The organism is Mycobacterium sp. 1245499.0, assembly GCF_001673615.1.
GTDB lineage: Bacteria > Actinomycetota > Actinomycetes > Mycobacteriales > Mycobacteriaceae > Mycobacterium > Mycobacterium europaeum_A.
The window spans coordinates 11,976-29,252 of record NZ_LZMG01000087.1 but is presented as its reverse complement, the minus strand read 5'-3'; the positions used below and the strand labels follow the sequence as shown (position 1 = coordinate 29,252).

15 protein-coding genes are annotated in these 17,277 nt (G+C 66.0%); 6 read left to right on the top strand and 9 right to left on the bottom strand.

Annotation, left to right across the window (positions count from 1 at the left end):
• The first annotated feature begins 12 nt into the window (after window positions 1-12).
• A complete protein-coding gene (locus tag A5646_RS04710; protein WP_066868804.1) occupies window positions 13-930 on the top strand; it encodes a CoA ester lyase in 918 nt (305 codons plus the stop codon).
• Here A5646_RS04710 and A5646_RS04705 read toward each other — a convergent pair.
• The 4 genes from A5646_RS04705 to prpD are packed head-to-tail and all read right to left on the bottom strand — an operon-like array spanning window position 927 to window position 7,877.
• Window positions 927-4,310, bottom strand: coding sequence for a pyruvate carboxylase (locus A5646_RS04705; RefSeq protein WP_067020209.1), 3,384 nt, complete (start codon window positions 4,308-4,310; stop codon window positions 927-929). The two genes, A5646_RS04710 and A5646_RS04705, sit on opposite strands and share 4 nt — an antisense overlap.
• Before the next feature lie 5 nt (window positions 4,311-4,315).
• Window positions 4,316-5,443, bottom strand: a complete 1,128-nt coding sequence (locus A5646_RS04700; protein ID WP_067020206.1) for a bifunctional 2-methylcitrate synthase/citrate synthase — start codon at window positions 5,441-5,443, stop codon at window positions 4,316-4,318.
• 26 nt (window positions 5,444-5,469) lie between these two features.
• Window positions 5,470-6,372 carry a methylisocitrate lyase gene (prpB, locus tag A5646_RS04695; protein WP_067020203.1) on the bottom strand — a complete coding sequence of 301 codons (903 nt, stop codon included), beginning with the start codon at window positions 6,370-6,372 and terminating at the stop codon, window positions 5,470-5,472.
• On the bottom strand, window positions 6,372-7,877 hold the full coding sequence (prpD, locus tag A5646_RS04690) for a 2-methylcitrate dehydratase PrpD (RefSeq protein WP_067020200.1): 1,506 nt from the start codon (window positions 7,875-7,877) through the stop codon (window positions 6,372-6,374). The genes prpB and prpD overlap by 1 nt, the downstream gene beginning before the upstream one ends.
• Window positions 7,878-7,995: 118 nt before the next feature.
• On the opposite strand from prpD, the gene A5646_RS04685 reads away from it, so the two are divergent.
• The gene (locus tag A5646_RS04685) at window positions 7,996-9,411 is read left to right on the top strand and encodes a short-chain fatty acyl-CoA regulator family protein (protein ID WP_067020241.1); all 1,416 of its coding nucleotides are present in this window, start codon (window positions 7,996-7,998) and stop codon (window positions 9,409-9,411) included.
• Between the two features lie 127 nt (window positions 9,412-9,538).
• Here the strand turns inward: A5646_RS04685 and A5646_RS04680 are convergent, their stop codons facing one another.
• Entirely contained in the window at window positions 9,539-10,120 is a 582-nt protein-coding gene (locus A5646_RS04680) for a TetR/AcrR family transcriptional regulator (RefSeq protein ID WP_067020197.1), read from the bottom strand.
• A gap of 124 nt (window positions 10,121-10,244) precedes the next feature.
• Between A5646_RS04680 and A5646_RS04675 the strand changes: the two genes are divergently transcribed.
• The 4 genes from A5646_RS04675 (at window position 10,245) to A5646_RS04660 (ending at window position 14,247) form a co-directional block, all read left to right on the top strand.
• Complete coding sequence (locus A5646_RS04675) at window positions 10,245-11,063, top strand: SDR family oxidoreductase (protein WP_067020194.1); 819 nt, start codon at window positions 10,245-10,247, stop codon at window positions 11,061-11,063.
• A 47-nt stretch (window positions 11,064-11,110) separates the two neighbouring features.
• On the top strand, window positions 11,111-12,043 hold the full coding sequence (locus tag A5646_RS04670) for an alpha/beta hydrolase (RefSeq protein ID WP_197497945.1): 933 nt from the start codon (window positions 11,111-11,113) through the stop codon (window positions 12,041-12,043).
• A 26-nt stretch (window positions 12,044-12,069) separates the two neighbouring features.
• On the top strand, window positions 12,070-13,011 hold the full coding sequence (locus A5646_RS04665; protein ID WP_067020188.1) for an NADP-dependent oxidoreductase: 942 nt from the start codon (window positions 12,070-12,072) through the stop codon (window positions 13,009-13,011).
• A gap of 252 nt (window positions 13,012-13,263) precedes the next feature.
• Window positions 13,264-14,247: a D-2-hydroxyacid dehydrogenase family protein gene (locus A5646_RS04660; protein ID WP_067020185.1), complete on the top strand. Its 984-nt coding sequence runs from the start codon at window positions 13,264-13,266 to the stop codon at window positions 14,245-14,247.
• Window positions 14,248-14,252: 5 nt separating this feature from the next.
• On the opposite strand, the gene A5646_RS04655 is transcribed toward A5646_RS04660, so the two are convergent.
• Genes A5646_RS04655 through A5646_RS04640 form a run of 4 tightly spaced genes read right to left on the bottom strand, consistent with a single transcriptional unit; the run spans window position 14,253 to window position 17,204 of the window.
• A complete protein-coding gene (locus A5646_RS04655; RefSeq protein ID WP_066882499.1) occupies window positions 14,253-14,849 on the bottom strand; it encodes a TetR/AcrR family transcriptional regulator in 597 nt (198 codons plus the stop codon).
• Window positions 14,846-15,619, bottom strand: a complete 774-nt coding sequence (locus A5646_RS04650) for an SDR family NAD(P)-dependent oxidoreductase (RefSeq protein WP_066868824.1) — start codon at window positions 15,617-15,619, stop codon at window positions 14,846-14,848. Before A5646_RS04650 ends, A5646_RS04655 begins: the two co-directional genes overlap by 4 nt.
• Window positions 15,616-16,122, bottom strand: a complete 507-nt coding sequence (locus tag A5646_RS04645; protein WP_082984632.1) for a VOC family protein — start codon at window positions 16,120-16,122, stop codon at window positions 15,616-15,618. Before A5646_RS04645 ends, A5646_RS04650 begins: the two co-directional genes overlap by 4 nt.
• Window positions 16,119-17,204: a dihydrodipicolinate reductase gene (locus tag A5646_RS04640; protein ID WP_066882501.1), complete on the bottom strand. Its 1,086-nt coding sequence runs from the start codon at window positions 17,202-17,204 to the stop codon at window positions 16,119-16,121. The genes A5646_RS04645 and A5646_RS04640 overlap by 4 nt, the downstream gene beginning before the upstream one ends.
• Between the last annotated feature and the right edge of the window lie 73 nt (window positions 17,205-17,277).

Here is a 17,277-nt window from a genome sequence, read left to right as displayed (position 1 = left end):
AGGACCTCACTGGTGACCGATCTGCTCCGTCGTTCCGAACTCGCGGTACCCGCGAGCAACGACAACATGTTCGAGAAGGGCGCCCAGTGCGGCGCCGACCTGGTGTTCCTCGATCTCGAAGACGCGGTGCCCGCGGCGTTCAAGGAGGAGTCGCGCGCCAAGGCGATCGCCGCCCTCAACGACATCGACTGGGGCCACACCGCCCGTGCCATCCGGATCAACGGGCTGGACACCCCGTGGTGCCACGACGACGTCGTCGAGGTGGTGACCAAGGCCGGCCAGAACCTGGACACGATCATCATTCCGAAAGCCCGCAGGGCCCGCGACGTGTGGTGGGTGGACGTGCTGCTCACTCAGCTGGAGGCCAAACTCGGCCTGAGCAACCGCATTCGGCTCGAGGTCCTCATCGAAGAGGTCGAAGGCCTGGCCAACGCCGAAGAGATCGCGGCGGCCAGCCCTCGGCTGGATGCCTTGATCTTCGGCGTGGGTGACTTCTCGCTGTCGCAGGGCGCCCGGGTGGACACCAACTTCGTCCCACTCGGCGAATATCCCGGCGAATTCTGGGCTTACGCGCGCAACAAGGTGATCGTGGCCGCCCGCATCGCCGGCATCGACGCGATCGACGCGCCGTATCCCGACTACCGGGACCTGTCGGGCTACGAACGCGACGCGCGGCGCGCGTCGCTGCTCGGCTACACCGGCAAGTGGGCCATCCATCCCGACCAGGTTCCCGTCGCCAACGAGGTCTACGCCCCGACCGCCGACGAAATCGCCCGGGCCGAAGCCAATGTCGCCGCCTACCGGGCGGCCGAGGCCAAGGGCCGCGGTGCCGTCGGGGTGAACGGCGTGCTGGTCGACGCCGCCCACGTGAAGCAGGCCGAACAGACCCTGGCGCGCGCTGCCCTGATCAAGAGCAGCCTCCGGCGCTAGTCGATCACCACCAGAAGGTCGCCGCCCTCGACCTGTGCCGTTTGCGAGACCGCGATTCGCGCGACCTTGCCGGCCTTCGGCGTGGTGACGGCGGCTTCCATCTTCATCGCTTCGATCGTCGCGATCGTCTGGCCGGCTTCGACTTCCTCGCCGACGTCGGTGGTCACCGTCACGACCCCGGCAAAGGGAGCCGCGATGTGGTCCGGGTTGGCGCGGTCGGCCTTTTCGGCCGCCGGCACGTCGGAGGCGATGCTGCGATCGCGCACCACGACCGGGCGTAGCTGACCGTTGAGGATGCACATCACCGTGCGCATGCCACGTTCGTCGGCATCCGAGACGGCCTCTAGGCCGATCAACAGCTCCACACCGCGCTCCAGCTCGACGCGATGCTCGTCGCCGTGGCGTAATCCGTAGAAGAACTGGTTGGCGCTCAGCCGAGAGGTGTCCCCGTACTGTTCGCGATGGTCCTCGAGTTCTTTGGTGGGCCCGGGGAACAGCAGCCGGTTCAGCGCCGCCTGGCGGTCGGCGCCCGGGGTGGCCAACGCCCTTTCGTCGTCGGCCGACAGCTCCTGTTCCGGCTTCGCCGGGCCGCGTCCTTCTAATGCCTTGGTGCGCAACGGTTCGGGCCAGCCGCCGGGCGGGTCACCGAGTTCTCCGCGCAGGAAGCCGATGACGGAGTCCGGGATGTCATAGCGGGCGGGGTCCTCGGCGAAGTCCTGCGCGCTGACGCCGGCGCCCACCAGCGCCAGCGCCAGATCACCGACCACCTTGCTGGACGGGGTGACCTTGACGAGGTGCCCCAGGATGGCATCGGCTCCGGCGTAGGCGTTTTCGATGTCCTCGAACCGGTCACCGAGCCCCAGGGCGATGGCCTGCTGGCGCAGATTCGACAATTGACCACCGGGGATCTCGTGGTGATAGACGCGTCCCGTCGGGGCGGGGAGGCCGGATTCGAAGGGGGCGTACACCTTTCGGAGCGCTTCCCAATACGGCTCCAGGTCACACACCGCGGCCAGTGACAGCCCGGTGTCGTAGGCCGTGTTGGCCGCGGCGGCCACGATCGACGACAGCGCGGGCTGGCTGGTGGTTCCCGCGAGCGGGGCAGCGGCGCCGTCGACGGCGTCGGCCCCGGCGTGCCAGGCTGCCACATAGGTCGCCAGCTGCCCACCCGGGGTGTCGTGGGTGTGCACGTGCACCGGCAGGTCGAATCGGGACTTGAGCGCCGAGACCAGGGTGGTCGCCGCGGGCGCGCGCAACAACCCGGCCATGTCCTTGATCGCCAGCACATGCGCGCCTGCTTCGACGATCTGTTCGGCGAGCTTGAGGTAATAGTCCAGCGTGTAAAGCTTTTCGGCGGGATCGCTGAGATCGCCGGTATAGGACATCGCCACCTCGGCCACCGATGCCCCGGTTTCGCGCACGGCGTCGATGGCCGGCCGCATCGAGTCGACGTTGTTCAACGCGTCGAAGATCCGGAAGATGTCGATGCCCGTTGCCGTCGCTTCCTCGACGAACGCCGTCGTGACCGTCTCCGGATAAGGGGTGTACCCAACGGTGTTGCGTCCGCGTAGCAGCATCTGCAGGCAGATGTTCGGCAACGCCTCGCGCAGCGTTGCCAGCCGCTCCCAGGGGTCTTCCTTCAGGAACCGCAGCGCGACATCGTACGTGGCACCGCCCCAGCACTCGATCGACAACAACTGCGGTGTGGTCCGGGCGATGTGGGGCGCCACCTTGATCAGCCCACTGGTGCGCACCCGCGTCGCCAGCAGGGACTGGTGGGCGTCGCGGAAGGTGGTATCCGTGACGCCGACACCGGGTGACTCCCGCAGCCACGCGGCGAATCGCTCCGGCCCGAGTTCGGTCAACCGCTGCTTGGAACCCGCCGGCGGATCCACCGACAGGTCGACGTCGGGCAGCTTGTCGTGCGGGTACACCGCGGACGGACGCTCGCCGTGGGGCTTGTTGACGGTGACGTCGGCCAGGTAACTCAGAATCTTGGTGCCGCGATCGGCGGAGCTGCGGGCGGTGAGCAGCTGCGGGCGCTCCTCGATGAAGGACGTGGTGATGCGACCGGACTGAAAGTCCGGATCGTCCAGAACCGCTTGCAGGAAGGGGATATTCGTCGAGACACCACGGATGCGGAACTCGGCGACCGCACGGCGCGCCCGACGCACCGCCGTGGCGAAGTCGCGGCCCCGGCAGGTCAGCTTGATCAGCATCGAGTCGAAGTGCGCGCTGATGTCGGCACCGAGCGTGGTGCCGCCGTCCAGCCGGATTCCCGCGCCACCCGGGGTGCGATAGGCGGTGATCCGGCCGGTGTCCGGCCGGAACCCGTTCGCCGGATCCTCCGTGGTGATCCGGCACTGCAGGGCCGCACCGTGCGGAACGATCGAATTCTGGCTCAAGCCAATGTCTTCCAGGCTCTGCCCGCCGGCGATCCGCAGCTGCGCCGACACCAGGTCGACGTCGGTGATCTCCTCGGTGACCGTGTGCTCCACCTGGATGCGCGGGTTCATCTCGATGAACACATGATTGCCGCGTTCGTCGAGCAGGAACTCCACGGTGCCGGCGCACGTATAGCCGATGCTCTGCGCGAAAGCCACCGCGTCCGCGCAGATCCGTTGGCGCAGTGCCGGATCCAGGTTGGGCGCCGGTGCGATCTCGACAACCTTCTGGTGGCGGCGCTGCACACTGCAGTCCCGCTCGTAGAGGTGAATGACGTTGCCCTGGCTATCGGCCAGGATCTGCACCTCGATATGGCGCGGATTGATCACCGCCTGCTCGAGAAACACCGACGCGTCCCCGAACGCGGATTCCGCCTCGCGGCTGGCGGCCTCGATCGCCTCGGGCAGCGACGCCGCGTCGGTGACCCGGCGCATCCCGCGCCCGCCGCCACCGGCGACGGCCTTGACGAACAGCGGGAACGTCATCGACTCGGCGGCGGCCACCAGCTCGTCCACCGATGTCGACGGTGGCGAGGAAGCGAGCACCGGAAGACCCGCCGCCCGCGCCGCCGCGATCGCCCGGGACTTGTTACCCGTGAGCTCGAGCACCTCCGCGCTCGGGCCGACGAAGGTGATGCCGGCCGCCGCGCATGCCGCCGCCAGATCGGGGTTCTCCGACAGGAAGCCGTAGCCGGGGTATATCGCGTCCGCCCCGCACGCCTGTGCCGTCGCGACGATGTCGTCGACGGACAGGTAGGCGCGGACCGGGTGGCCCTCCTCGCCGATCTGATAGGACTCGTCGGCCTTGAGCCGGTGCACGGAATTGCGGTCCTCATACGGGTACACCGCGACCGTGCCGATTTCCAGCTCATAGGCCGCGCGGAACGCGCGGATCGCGATCTCTCCGCGATTGGCGACCAGTACCTTCGCAAACACGGTCTTTACGATAGAGCCCGTTGCGGTGGTCCGACATACTCGCTGAGCGGACGGATCAACGCGTTGGACGCGGTCTGCTCGATGATGTGTGCCGTCCAGCCGGTGATCCGGCTCATCACGAAGATCGGCGTGAACATGCCGATGTCGAAGCCCATCAGGTAATAGGCAGGTCCGGTCGGGAAATCCAGGTTGGGTTTGATGCCGTTGGCCTCGGCCATGCCCTTCTCCAGGACTTCGTAGATGTCGAGCCACTTCTGGCCGTCGCGCGCCGCGGCGACGCGCTTGAGTGCCTCCTTCATGGTCGGCACCCGCGAGTCACCGTTCTTGTACACCCGGTGACCGAATCCCATGATCTTGTCTTTGCCAGCCAGCTTGCCCCGCAGCCATTCCGCGGCCCGCTCGGGGGTGCCGATGTCGAGCATGTCGTGCATGACGGCCTCGTTGGCGCCGCCATGCAGCGGGCCCTTCAGTGCGCCGATGGCCGCCGTGACCGCGCTGTAGATGTCGGATTGGGTGGAGGTGACCACCCGGGCGGCGAAGGTCGATGCGTTGAAGCTGTGCTCGGCATACAGGACCATCGACTGCTCGAAGGCGTCCACCACCACCTGCTCGGGAACGTCACCGAAGCACATGTGCAGGAAATTCTGCGCATAGTTCATGTGGCTGTGCGGGGCGATGGGGTCCAGGCCGCGCCGGCGGCGCATGTCGGCGGCGACGATCGTGGGCAGCAGCGCGAACATCCGCAACGCCTTGCCGTAGTTGGCCGACGGGCTGCTGTCGTCCTCGTCCGGATCCTCGGCACCCATCGAGCTGATGAAGGTGCGCACCACGTCCATCGGATGGCAGGTCTCGGGCAATTTGGTCAACAGCGACAGCTGGGATCGGTTCAGCCGCCGGGCCGCTCGTTCGCGCTGACTGAACAGTGCAAGCTGTTGCTCGTCGGGAAGTTCGCCGTGCCACAGCAGGTAGGCAACTTGCTCGAAGCTGCAGTTCGCCGCCAGGTCCTGGACCGCGTACCCGCGGTAGGTCAGGGAGTTGGTCTCCGGCACCACCTTGGAGATGGCGGTGGTGTCGACGACGACACCGGCCAGGCCCTTGTAGATGCGGGGTTGGTTGTCTTCGACGGTGCTCATTGCACGGCTCCTCGAGGGGTGAAGTTTCAAATCGCGAAGTTGTAGATGTCGGAATCGAATCGGGTGTATTCGGCGTAGCGCAGCAGCTCATAGAGTCGGCCGCGATGTTGCATGCGGTCCAGAAGGCCCGATTGCGTTCCGCTGTCGGCGATTTCCCGCAGACCGAGCTCGACGGCGTGCATGGCCAGCCGCAAGGTGGTGACCGGGTAGATCACCACGTTGTAGCCGATGTCGGACAGCTGCTGGGCGGTCAAGAGCTCCGACTTGCCGAATTCGGTCATGTTGGCCAGCAACGGCGTGTGCACGGCGGCGCGGAACAGTTCGAACTGCGCCGGCGTTTGCAGGGATTCGGCGAATATCAGGTCGGCGCCCGCGTCGGCGTAGGCCTTGGCGCGCTCGATCGCCGCGGCCACCCCTTCGACCCCGGCGGCATCGGTGCGGGCGCAGATGATGAAGTTCGGATCCCTGCGGGCTGCCACGGCGGCCCGCAGGCGTTTGACCATCTCGCCGGCCGGCACCACGGCCTTACCGTCGAGATGCCCGCAACGCTTGGGGTTCTGCTGGTCCTCCAGGTGACAGCCCGCCAGCCCGGCGTCCTCCAGGACCGTTACGGTGCGCGCGGCGCTCATCGGTTCACCGAACCCGGTGTCGGCGTCGATCAGGGTGGGCAAGTCGGTGACCGAGGCGATCTGCGCTCCGCGCCCGCTGACTTCGGTCAGGGTGGTCAGGCCGATGTCGGGCAGGCCGAGGTCGGCCGACAGCACCGCCCCGGAGACATACACCCCGTCGAAACCGAGCTCGGCGACGAGCTTGGCCACCAGCGGGGAGAAGGCGCCTGGGAAGCGTTGCAGCTCGCCACTTTCCAGCCCCGCGCGGAACGCAGCCCGCTTGGTCGCCGCGGGCACCGCCGCGCCGATCAGGCCGCCCATCAGAAGATCCCCGAGGGAATCGCGGGCCCCTGGGCGAGCACCGCCGGGGCGACGTCGATATTGAGCGCGCCCAGCGCACCCGGCTGCAGGTCCGAAAGGGACTGTGCCGCCGACAGGAAGCGCCGCTGCTCGGTTTCGCTGACCACCCCGTCGGCCAGCTCGCTGAACTTTCCGATGTACTGCTCACGCTCGAACGGTCTGGTCCCCAACGGATGCGCGTCGGCGACGGCGATCTCATCGACGATGACTTCACCGCTTTTGAGGGTGACCTCGGCGCGGGCGCCGAACGCCTGCTCCGCGGGATCACAGGAGTGGTAGCGCCGGGTCCATTCGGGATCTTCGACCGTCGAGACCTTGCGCCACAGTTCGACGGTGTCGGCACGGTGCGCACGCTCTGGCGTGTAAGACCTTTCGTGGTGCCAGGTTCCGTCCTGCAAGGCGACCGCGAAGATGTACATCACGGAGTGGTCCAGCGTTTCTCGGGAGGCGTCCGGATCGAATTTCTGCGGGTCGCCGGATCCGGTGCCGATGACGTAGTGGGTGTGATGGCTGGTGTGCAACTCGATCGTGGCGATCTGGTCGAGATCGCCGATGCCCTCGCGCATCCGGCGGGCCAGGTCGATCAGCGCCTGACTCTGGTATTCGGCCGAGTGCTCCTTGGTGTAGCTGTCCAGAATGGCGCGCTTCGGCTCGCCGGGCTCGGGCAGCGGGACCCGATAGGTGTGCTCCGGACCCGAGAGCAGCCAGGCGATCACCCCGTCCTCGCCCTCCCAGATCGGTGCGGGCGCGCCCTCGCCGCGCATGGCGCGGTCGACGGCCTCGATGGCGACCTTGCCCGCCCAGGCGGGTGCGTACGCCTTCCAACTGGAGATCAGGCCCTTGCGGGACTGCCGGGTGGACGTGGTCAGGTGTAGCGCCTGTCCGATCGCGGAGTAGATGGTCTCCTTGTCCAGCCGCAGCATGGTGCCCAGTCCTGCGGCCACCGATGGGCCGAGGTGAGCGACGTGGTCAATCTTGTGTTCGTGCAGGCAGATTCCCTTGGCCAGGTTGATTTGGATCTCGTAACCGGTTGCGATGCCGCGGATCAGGTCGGCTCCGCCGATCCCGAGGTGCTGCCCGACCGCCACCAGCGCCGGGATGTTGTCGCCCGGGTGGGAGTACTCGGCGGCCAGGAAGGTGTCGTGAAAGTCCAACTCGCGCACGGCGACCCCGTTGGCCCAGGCCGCCCATTCCGGGGAGTAGTCACCCTGGATACCGAACACCTTGGCTCCCCTGGCGGAGGTCGGGTGGGCCTGTGCCTGGGCGCGGGCCGCGGCGGTCGGGCGGCGGTTCACCGAGGCTGCCGAGACCGCCGCGTTGTCGATGATGCGGTTGATCACCATGGCCTCGGTGTCCGCGGGCACGACGACCGGGTCGGCCGCGACCTCGGCGATCTTCCATGCCAGGTGCTCGTCGCGGGGGAAATCGTCGGCGCTGCGTCGGGTTCGAACGTCATGAATCCGCATAAGCCGCACAGTACGCAACGCTGGTCGCGCGGTAAATCCCCTGTAAAAGCGTAATCGTGTGTCCATAATCGCCGATTTTTGCGAATGTTGTGAAAGACGGCGGCGTACCGTGTATTGGGTGGCGAAGACGTTCGCCGGCGCGCGGCTCCGGCGATTACGCGAGGAGCGGGGGTTGACCCAGGTGGGGTTGGCGCGCTCACTGGGACTGTCGACCAGCTATGTCAATCAGCTGGAGAACGATCAGCGTCCGATCACCGTTGCGGTGCTGCTCACCCTCACCGAGCGGTTCGACCTACCGGCGCATTACTTCGCGCCGGAATCCGACGCCCGCTTGATCTCGGACCTGCGTGAGGTGCTGGCCGACACGTCCGCCACGCCGGCGCAACTCGAGGAGCTGGTCGCCCGCATGCCGGCGATCGGGCAGACGCTGGTCAATCTGCACCGCCGGCTGCACGGCACCACCGCCGATCTCGAAGCGCTACACAACCGCGCCAACGTCGACACGTCGGGGATGTCCCAGCAGCCCATGCCGTTCGAAGAGGTTCGCGACTTCTTCTACGACCGCAAGAACTATATTGGCGAACTGGACATGGCCGCCGAAGACCTGTTCAACGAGAACAACTTGCGCATCGGCGGTCTCGACGGCCAGCTGGCGCAGCTGCTCGCGGACAAGCTAGGCGTCACGGTGGTGATCGACGACGGCCAAGCGTTAGATCCCAACTCCAAACGGCTGTTTGCGCCCGAATCGAAGACCCTGTACGTGGCGCGGTGGCTTCACCCGGGCCAGCGTGCCTTCCAGCTCGCCACCCAGATCGCCTTGCTGACCCAGGACAGGTTGATCACCGGGATCATCGCCGGCGACGATCAGCTCAGCGACGATGCGCGCGGCGTCGCCCGCATCGGCCTGGCCAACTATTTCGCCGGCGCGCTGCTGCTGCCCTACCTGAGGTTCTTGGCGGCGGCCGAGGCCGTCCGGTACGACATCGACCAGCTGGCAAGGCGATTCGAGGTCGGGTTCGAAACGATCTGCCACCGGCTGTCCACTTTGCAGCGCCCCAACGCCCGCGGCGTTCCCTTCATCTTCGTCCGGACCGACAGTGCGGGAAATATCTCTAAACGCCAGTCCGCCACGGCCTTTCACTTCTCCCGTGTCGGCGGAAACTGCCCGCTGTGGGTGGTGCACCGCGCGTTCTCCCTTCCCGGCCAGTTTCTGACGCAGGTCGCGCAGATGCCCGACGAGCGCACGTACTTCTGGATCGCCAGGACCACCGCGACGGAGCCGAGCCGCTACCTCGGGCCGGACAAAAGCTTCGCCATCGGGCTGGGCTGCGACGTCGCCCACGCCGGGAAGCTCGTGTACTCCGTCGGCATCGATCCGACCAACACCGAATCGATCGTGCCGATCGGCGCCGGCTGCAAGATCTGCGACCGGCCCGCCTGCCCGCAGCGCGCCTTCCCGTATCTGGGGCGTCCGGTGTATGTCGATCCGCACAGCAGCACGGATCTGCCGTATCCGCCGGCGATTAGGACCTGAGTGCGGTCAGCACGGGACGCCGCCGTCTAGCTAAGTGGGACGTGCGCGTGGGCCGCCATCTCGGCTAGTTCTGCGGGGTCAGTACCCGCCGCGGTGAAACTCGTTTGGCTTCGCCGCGCTAGTAGTGTCAAAGGCCTTTGCGCAGCGCTTCGATTGCGGTGTCGAGGTCTCGGAGCGCTTGCTGGACAAGCGTGGTCATGGATTTCCGATTCCGGGGTTGCAGCCAGCTTTGGAAGGCATCGGCGAAGGCGAGTGCGCCGAAGTTGGCGGCCAGGTTCGCGACAGGCGGTTTTACGCCGCGCGCGACCAGCGCCTCAGCTATCGCCGTTGTCAGGGCGGCGGCTTTGAGCAGGTCTCGCTCTTTGAGTTCGGGATTGGCGTCGATGACGGCTTGACGTTTGGCCACAAGTTCGCGGCGGTCGTCTGTGAAGCCGCGGGCGAACGCGGTCAGTGCGGCTCCGATCGCTTCCATGGGGCCGGCTTCGTCGGGCGCACCGGCGATGGCGTCGGCGAACATGCCGCGGTAGGAATCCTGGCCGCGGAATAGAATCTCGCGTTTGTCGGCGAAGTGACGAAAGAACGTCCGTTTGGTCAATCCCGCGCGCTCAGCGATCTCGACGACCGTGACGTCCTCATATCCGCGCTCGGCGAACAATTCCACCGCCGCGGCTCCCAATCGCTCGGCCGCGTTGGGTTCCCACCGACTCATATCCGCATTCTAAAGCGCTAAGACGCAGTGATGACACCAAGTGCCGCCCTGCTGTAGTGTGATGACACCGGGTGCCGTGCTGTTGGCGCAGGGATACCACCCTTCTGCGCAGATAGGAATCGGAATGAAGGATCTCCGCGCAGCCTACGGACAGTACGCACTCGTGACCGGGGCGTCCTCAGGCATCGGAGAGCAATTCGCACGCCACCTCAGTGCGGCGGGCGTCAACGTCATCTTGGTGGCGCGCCGCAAAGACCGTCTGGAAACGCTGGCCACCGAGCTCTCCCGTGCACACGGCACCGAGAGTCTCGTGCTCGCTCTGGATTTACTTGCCGAGAATGCAGTGGACGAATTGGCCCGTCGGGTCAGTAATCTCGACGTCGGGTTAGTCGTGGCCAATGCCGGCATCTCTTCTGCAGGGCCGCTGGTCAACAGTTCGCTTGCCTACGAACTCGACGTCCTCACCCTCGATGCGGTGGTGCCACTGCAGATGGCCCACGTTTTCGGCAATGCCTTCGTCCGGCGGGGTCGCGGAGCCATCGTATTGGTGGCGTCTAGCCTCGACGCCAGCGCCGTGCCCTACGTGGCCAACTACTCCGCGGCGAAGGCGTACGTCTCCTCACTGGGCCAGGCGTTGCACTACGAACTGAAAAAAGACGGCGTCGACGTCCTGGTCCTCTCGCCCGGGATGACGAAGACCGAAATCACCGAAAAATCCTTCGGCCTTGACCCCCAGAAGATCAGCGGTCCAAGAATGACGGCGTCGCAGGTTGCCGAGGCGGCGTTGAACAACCTGGGCGCGCGGGCGCGCGTCATCCCAGGCGCCACCAACAGGGCTACGGATCTTCTGGTTAAACACCTGATTCCGCGATCCCTGTCGGCCAAGATGTTCGGCTGGCTGCTCGGCCGCGCTCTCATCGAGACCGCGCCTCATGCGTCATGAGTGACGGAATAGCCTCTACAGCAGCGTATTTCGAGAGGAGCCATCCCTTGCACATTCCCGGCATGCCAGTCGATATCCCTGACGAAATGCTCTCGGCAGTGCTCCGGCCCGAATTCGACACTCTGGCACCGGTCGAAGTCTTCCCCGGGGTGGCGAGTTATTTGGATCGCCCGTACGCCACCTGCATCGGATTTCGGCAACTCACCATGGATCTGCACATCCCGCACCACCCCTCAGCCACACCGGTTCCCGTGATCGTCTACGCCCATCCGGGAGGCTTTTTCACCGGCAGCAAGCAAATGGGCCCATGGCGATTTCTGCTCGAGGCTGGGCTGGCGGTGGTGTCGGTGCAGTACCGGCTCAGTGGCGAGGCCGTCTTTCCTGCCGCCATCCAAGATGTCGCTACGGCCGTGCGCTGGGTACGGACCAACGCCGATCGCTACAGCTTGGATTCTGAGCGCATCGTGGGCTTCGGTTCCAGCGCAGGCGCCTACCTCATCAGCGCCGTTGCGCTCGCCGAAGACGACAGCGACCTGGTGAGCAGCCATGAACCCTACTCGGAGGTGTCCTGCGGTCTGACCGCTGTCGTGGAGCACTACGGGCCCACCGACTTCCTCAAACACGATGAGGACGCACACCCCGACGCCATCGAACGAATGCACGGTCCCGACAGCACACTGGCGCGCTTCTTCGGATTCGTGCCATCCAGCCAACCGCAGGTGGTGGAGCAGGGAAACCTGTGCCGCCTGGCACATCCCGGCGCGCCACCCTTCCTGATCGCCCACGGGGACAGGGATCGTCGCGTCGGCATCGAGCAGAGCCGGCGCCTGCATCGCGCACTCACAGCCGTGGGGGTCCGGGCGGACCTGGTGGAGATCGTCGGCGGCGACCACGGGTCTGCTCACTTCAACGCGGCTCCGCTGCATCACAGAACGTTGACATTCCTCGACTCTATTCTGTCAAGGCCCCTATCCCGTTGACACACAACACCAATCGGAGAACTCACATGCCCACGATGAAGCGAATTCAGTACCACCGCTACGGTGGACCGGACGTCATGCGGCTCGAAGGCTTCGAGCCCAGGAAACTCGGCGCCGACGATGTTCTCGTACGGGTGCGCGCGGCCGCTGCTAACCCGATGGACTTCGTAATCCGAAACGGCGCGATGAAGATGGTGACCGGCCGAACCTTCCCGCGTGGGATGGGCTACGACTTCGCCGGCATCGTCGAGGCTGTCGGCGACGACGTGACCCGGCTGCGTGTGGGTGACGCAGTGCTCGGGGGGCCGCCGATCAAATGGTCGGGCGCCTTCGCCGACGTCGTCGTCGCCGAAGAGAAGGGTGTCGTCGCGAAGCCCGCTGCCTTGACGTTCGAGGCGGCGGCCGCCATTCCCACTGTCGGTCTGACCGCATACCAAGCCCTGTTCAACAAAGCGAAGGTGCAGCGTGGCGAGTCCGTGTTCGTGCACGGATGCCTTGGGGGAGTTGGTCGCTCGGCGGCACAACTGGCGTTGGCACACGGGGCGGCCGTGGCGGGAAGCTGCCGGGCCGGCTCGGCGGACGAGGCGCGGGAGGTCGGTATCGACCCGATCGTCGACTTCGACTTCGATCCCACTGCCCTCACACGCCGATTCGATGTCGTCCTGGACACCGCCGGCACGTTACCGGTCAGAGATGCCCGAAAGATGTTGACGATCAACGGTCGTATCGTCAGCGTCAAGCCGAGTCCAGCGAACATGGTCAGAAGCGTCCTGCCTGGCCCATTCCACGTCGTGATCGCCAAGGCAGTCACAACCGATATCGAGGCGGTCGCGAGAGCCGCCGGCGAAGGGGTGCTGCGGCTACCCATCGCCAAAACGGTGCCACTATCGCAAGCAATCTCAGCCCTTGCGCAACTCGAACAAAACGGATTCGCCAAGCGGGGCAAGCTCATAATTGTGCCCGACTGAGCCAGCCGGCCAGTAACACCAGGCGCCCCGCACCCGACGTCTGCGCCCCTACAGCAACAGCCTGGATGCCCACCGAGGACAACCTTCGACAAGCCAGTTTTCTCAAGCAGGACGGGCACTTCCGCGCCTTACACGCCCGCCAGCCCTAAACCACCACGAAACATCGAGGCTACCCCGTCAGATGAGTATGCGGTCTTTACGGCGGCGGGGACGTAATGTTGCGGTGAGCCCTTCACCGGATCGGGAGACAGTATGCCCAAGGTAGCGATTCTCGATGACTACGCCGGCGTCGCCTTGCACGTTGCCGACTGGTCACCGGTGCAAAAGCGGGCCGACGTCACCGTTTTCGACCGCCACCTCGACGAGGACGAAGCGGCCGAGGTGCTACGACCGTTTGACGTGGTGTGCACCCTGCGGGAGCGGATGGCGTTTCCCCGGACGCTGATCGAGCGGCTGCCGGACCTGAAGCTGATCACGATCGTCGGCAGGAGCTTGCCGAACCTGGACATGGCCGCAGCCACCGAACACGGGATATTGGTGGCGCACTCGGATTTCGCGCATCCCCGGTTCAGGTCGATGAGTGACGCCACACCGGAACTCGCCTGGGGTCTGATGATCGCGACGGTGCGCAATCTCGCCGAAGAGCATCGCAACATGCGTGCCGGCGGCTGGCAGCGCAGCGCGGGAGTCACCTTGTCCGGTAAAACCCTCGGACTGCTTGGCCTGGGCCGGGTCGGCGCTCGGATGGCGCACTACGCCGCGGCGTTCGGCATGGAAGTCCTTGCCTGGAGCCAAAACCTCACCCCGGAGACCGCTGCGGGGTTGGGTGCGCGCAGGGTCGAGAAGGCGGCGCTGTTCGAATCCTCGGACGTGGTTTCCGTTCATCTCGTGCTCTCGGAGCGCACCCGAGGTCTGGTCGGCGAGGCAGAGCTGGCGCTGATGAAGCCGCACGCCTACCTGATCAACACCTCCAGAGGTCCCATCGTGGACGAGGCCGCGCTGATCGACGCGTTGGAAGCGGGGCGCATCGCCGGGGCCGGCCTGGACGTCTACGACGCCGAGCCGCTGCCGAAAGGCCACCGGCTGCGCCGGCTTTCGAACGTGACCCTGTCTCCGCACCTGGGCTACGTCACTCGCGAGATGCTGGGCGCCTTCTACTCCGACACCGTGGAATCGGTGGTGGCCTGGCTGGACGGCACGCCGATCCGGATCGCCGATCCCGAAGGACGGCGCTGAACCGTCTACTTGCGTTTCCAATGCGGACTTTTGACCGCCTCCAGGGCATCGGTGACGTAACTATCCAGTGGCCGCGGCTTCCCGGACCGTCGCACCCATTGTTGGAATCCGAAATCGGCTGCCGCGAAGGCGAGTTGAACCAACAGGCCGGGGCGCAAATCGGTGTCCGGATCGACGCCCATCCGCTCGGCGATGAGTTTGGTGGCCCGCTCCTTGTCGGCGGGCCGGTGCACCGTGACCTTGTCGAGCAGGTCGGGGACCACCAGCAGGGCTTCGCGCCATTCTTCGGTGTCGGTCTGCTCGAACGAGCGGGTCCGCGTGACGATGGCATTGATCAGCGCGACATCGGGTGACTCGCCGGCGGGCCGGCCCTCGAGAAGATTGACGATCGCGGCCCCGCCGTACCGCACCGGTGCCAGGAGGAGCTCCTCCTTCGCCGGCACATGCCGGAAGAACGTGCGCGGGGAAACCCCGGCGGCCGTGGCGATTTCCTCGGTGGTGACCGCGTCGTACCCGCGCTCGACGAACAGGCGGAACGCCGCGCGCCGGATATCGGCCCGGATCTGTGCGCGCTGCCGGTCGCGGAGCGACTCGCCGTTCATCGGAAGCAGCCGATCCCGCCGTCGACGTGAATGGTCTGCCCGGTGATGAACGTGGCGTCACTGCCGAGCAGGAACGCCACCAGCGCCCCCACGTCGGTGCGGACATCGCCGATGCGTTTCATCGGCACCCGGCCCACGGCCTTGTCGTACTCCTTGGGCGCGAACGACTTCCAGAACCTGACCCCGTCGGATTCGGCAAAGGGACAGATCACGTTGACGCGGATGTTGTCGCGACCCCATTCCAGGGCCGCCACCTTCGACAACCCGCGGATGCCTTCCTTGGCCGCGGCATAGCCGCCCCACTTCGGCTCACCGCCGGTGCCCGTGCCCGAACCGAGGTTCACGATCGACCCACCGCCGGCCTCGACCATCAGCGGGTGTACGGCCTGCATCAGCAGGAAGGTCGCGCGGGGACCCACGTCGTAGCCCAGCGCCAGGTCTTCGGTGGTGATGTCGACGAACGCCTTGGGTTCGTTCGTCGCGATGGCGTTGTTGACCAGGCCGTGCACCGTGCCGAAGGCGTCGACCGCAGCGGCCGCGATCCGCTGCGCGCTCTGCGGGTCGCGCAGGTTCGCGACCAGTTGTTCGGCCGGTCCGATCGCCTTGAGCTCGGCGCAGGTCCTGTCCAGAACCTCTTCCTGGATATCGACCAGCAGCACCTTCGCGCCGCGTTCGAGCAGCGCGGTCGCGACGCCCTTACCGACGCCCTGGGCGGCGCCGGTGACGATCGCGACGTGTCCGCGCATGGAATCGGGGTGGCTGTAGCTCATCTGACCGGTCCCATCTGCAGCTGCACACCGCGATGCATTTCGTAGGTACTGCGCGCGCCGTTGGGGAGTTCGATGAACTCCACCGGTGTGCCGTCCGGGTCCTTGACGAAAAACATTCGGACGCCGCCGATCTCGAAGGGCACCTGGTCGGGGGTGTAGCCGGCGTCGATGACGCGGCGGTGGGTGTCGTCGAGATCGGTGACCGACAGCGACACATTGTGGATGCCGGTGATGCCCCGGCGTGCCGGCTTGTGGTCGGGCGGATTTGCGCCGATTGACAGCAGTTCGATCATCAGCCCGCCCAGCAGCCCGCCGACGACCCGGCCTTCCTGCTTACGGGTCGCATGCAATACCGCGTCGAAGGGCTCGCCGGAGATGAGGGTTTCGAAGACGACCTCCATGCCGAGCACGTCGCGGTAGAACGCCAGCGCGCGGTCCATGTCGGTGACGCCCACGACGAGATGACAGAACGAGACGTCGTCGAGGACGCTCTTGTCGGTCACGGCTTTTCCGCGGCGAGTGCAGGGGCGGGGCGCCCGGCGAACAGCGGCAGGTCGAGGTAGGTCTTGATGCCCGGCCCGGCCGCGCAGACGTCGGGAATGGCGTTGATGCAGTGATTGGCGGTGACCACGACGCCCGGATTCTTCACCAGTCCTTCCGCGATCGTCTCCGGTTGCAGACCCTTGAAGGTGAGGTTTACGTCGGGGTCGCCGGTGATCTCCACCTCGAAACGTTCACCCCGCCCGCCGAAATTCCAGGCCGGTTCCAGATTCTCCTCGCCCATCAGCCAGTTGACGGCCGCGGTGATGACCGGTTCGCCGTCGACGAGCGCCTGCCAGCGGAACCGGCGCGCGGCCACGGTGCCGGTCGTGATCGGGAAGGGGTCATAGTCGATGTCGGCGGTCGCCACGGCGACGTCCTGGATCGTCCGGATGTTGGGATCGATGCGAAATCCCATGCGGTCGGCGATCATTCGCACGGATTGTTTGAAGCCCGCTTCGAGAAGGCCGGCCATCGGTCCTTGGGTAGCTTCCTCGGGGGTGCCGCCGAATCCCATGATGTGGCGCACCACGTCCGGTGCGTTGTAGGTGCGGATGTCGGAGAACTCCTCGGCCCGCACGTGCGTCACCGCAGACGATAGCGAGGACACCATGAGCGGGAACCGCTCGGTGATGCCCCCCGGGTGGATGCCCGAACCATGCAGCGTCACACCGCTTTCCGTCGCGGCCTCGGCGACGGCCCGGTGACGCTTGTTGGCCGGATCGGGATAGACCCACCCGACGGGTGTGACCACGTTCTTGCCCGAGCGCAGGATCGCGATCACTTCGTCGTCGTTGGGTATCAGCGGGCTGTACATCACGCAGTCGGCGTCCAGCGCCAGTATCTCGTCCATGCTCGTGGTGGCGGTGACGCCGAGTTCACCGGTTCCGATGATCTTTCCGACGTCGACGCCGTCCTTGTCCGAGCTGTGCACCCAGCACCCCACCAGCTCCAGCCGAGGATGATTGATGACGCACGCGATCGCCGCCTTGCCCACGCCCCCGGTGGCCCATTGGATGACACGAAGCTTGGACGGGCTACTCATCATTGACCTCCCGGGCGGACGGTGCGCGGCCTTTACACACCGACGAATGAGATGGCAGGCTATGTCTCGCTGA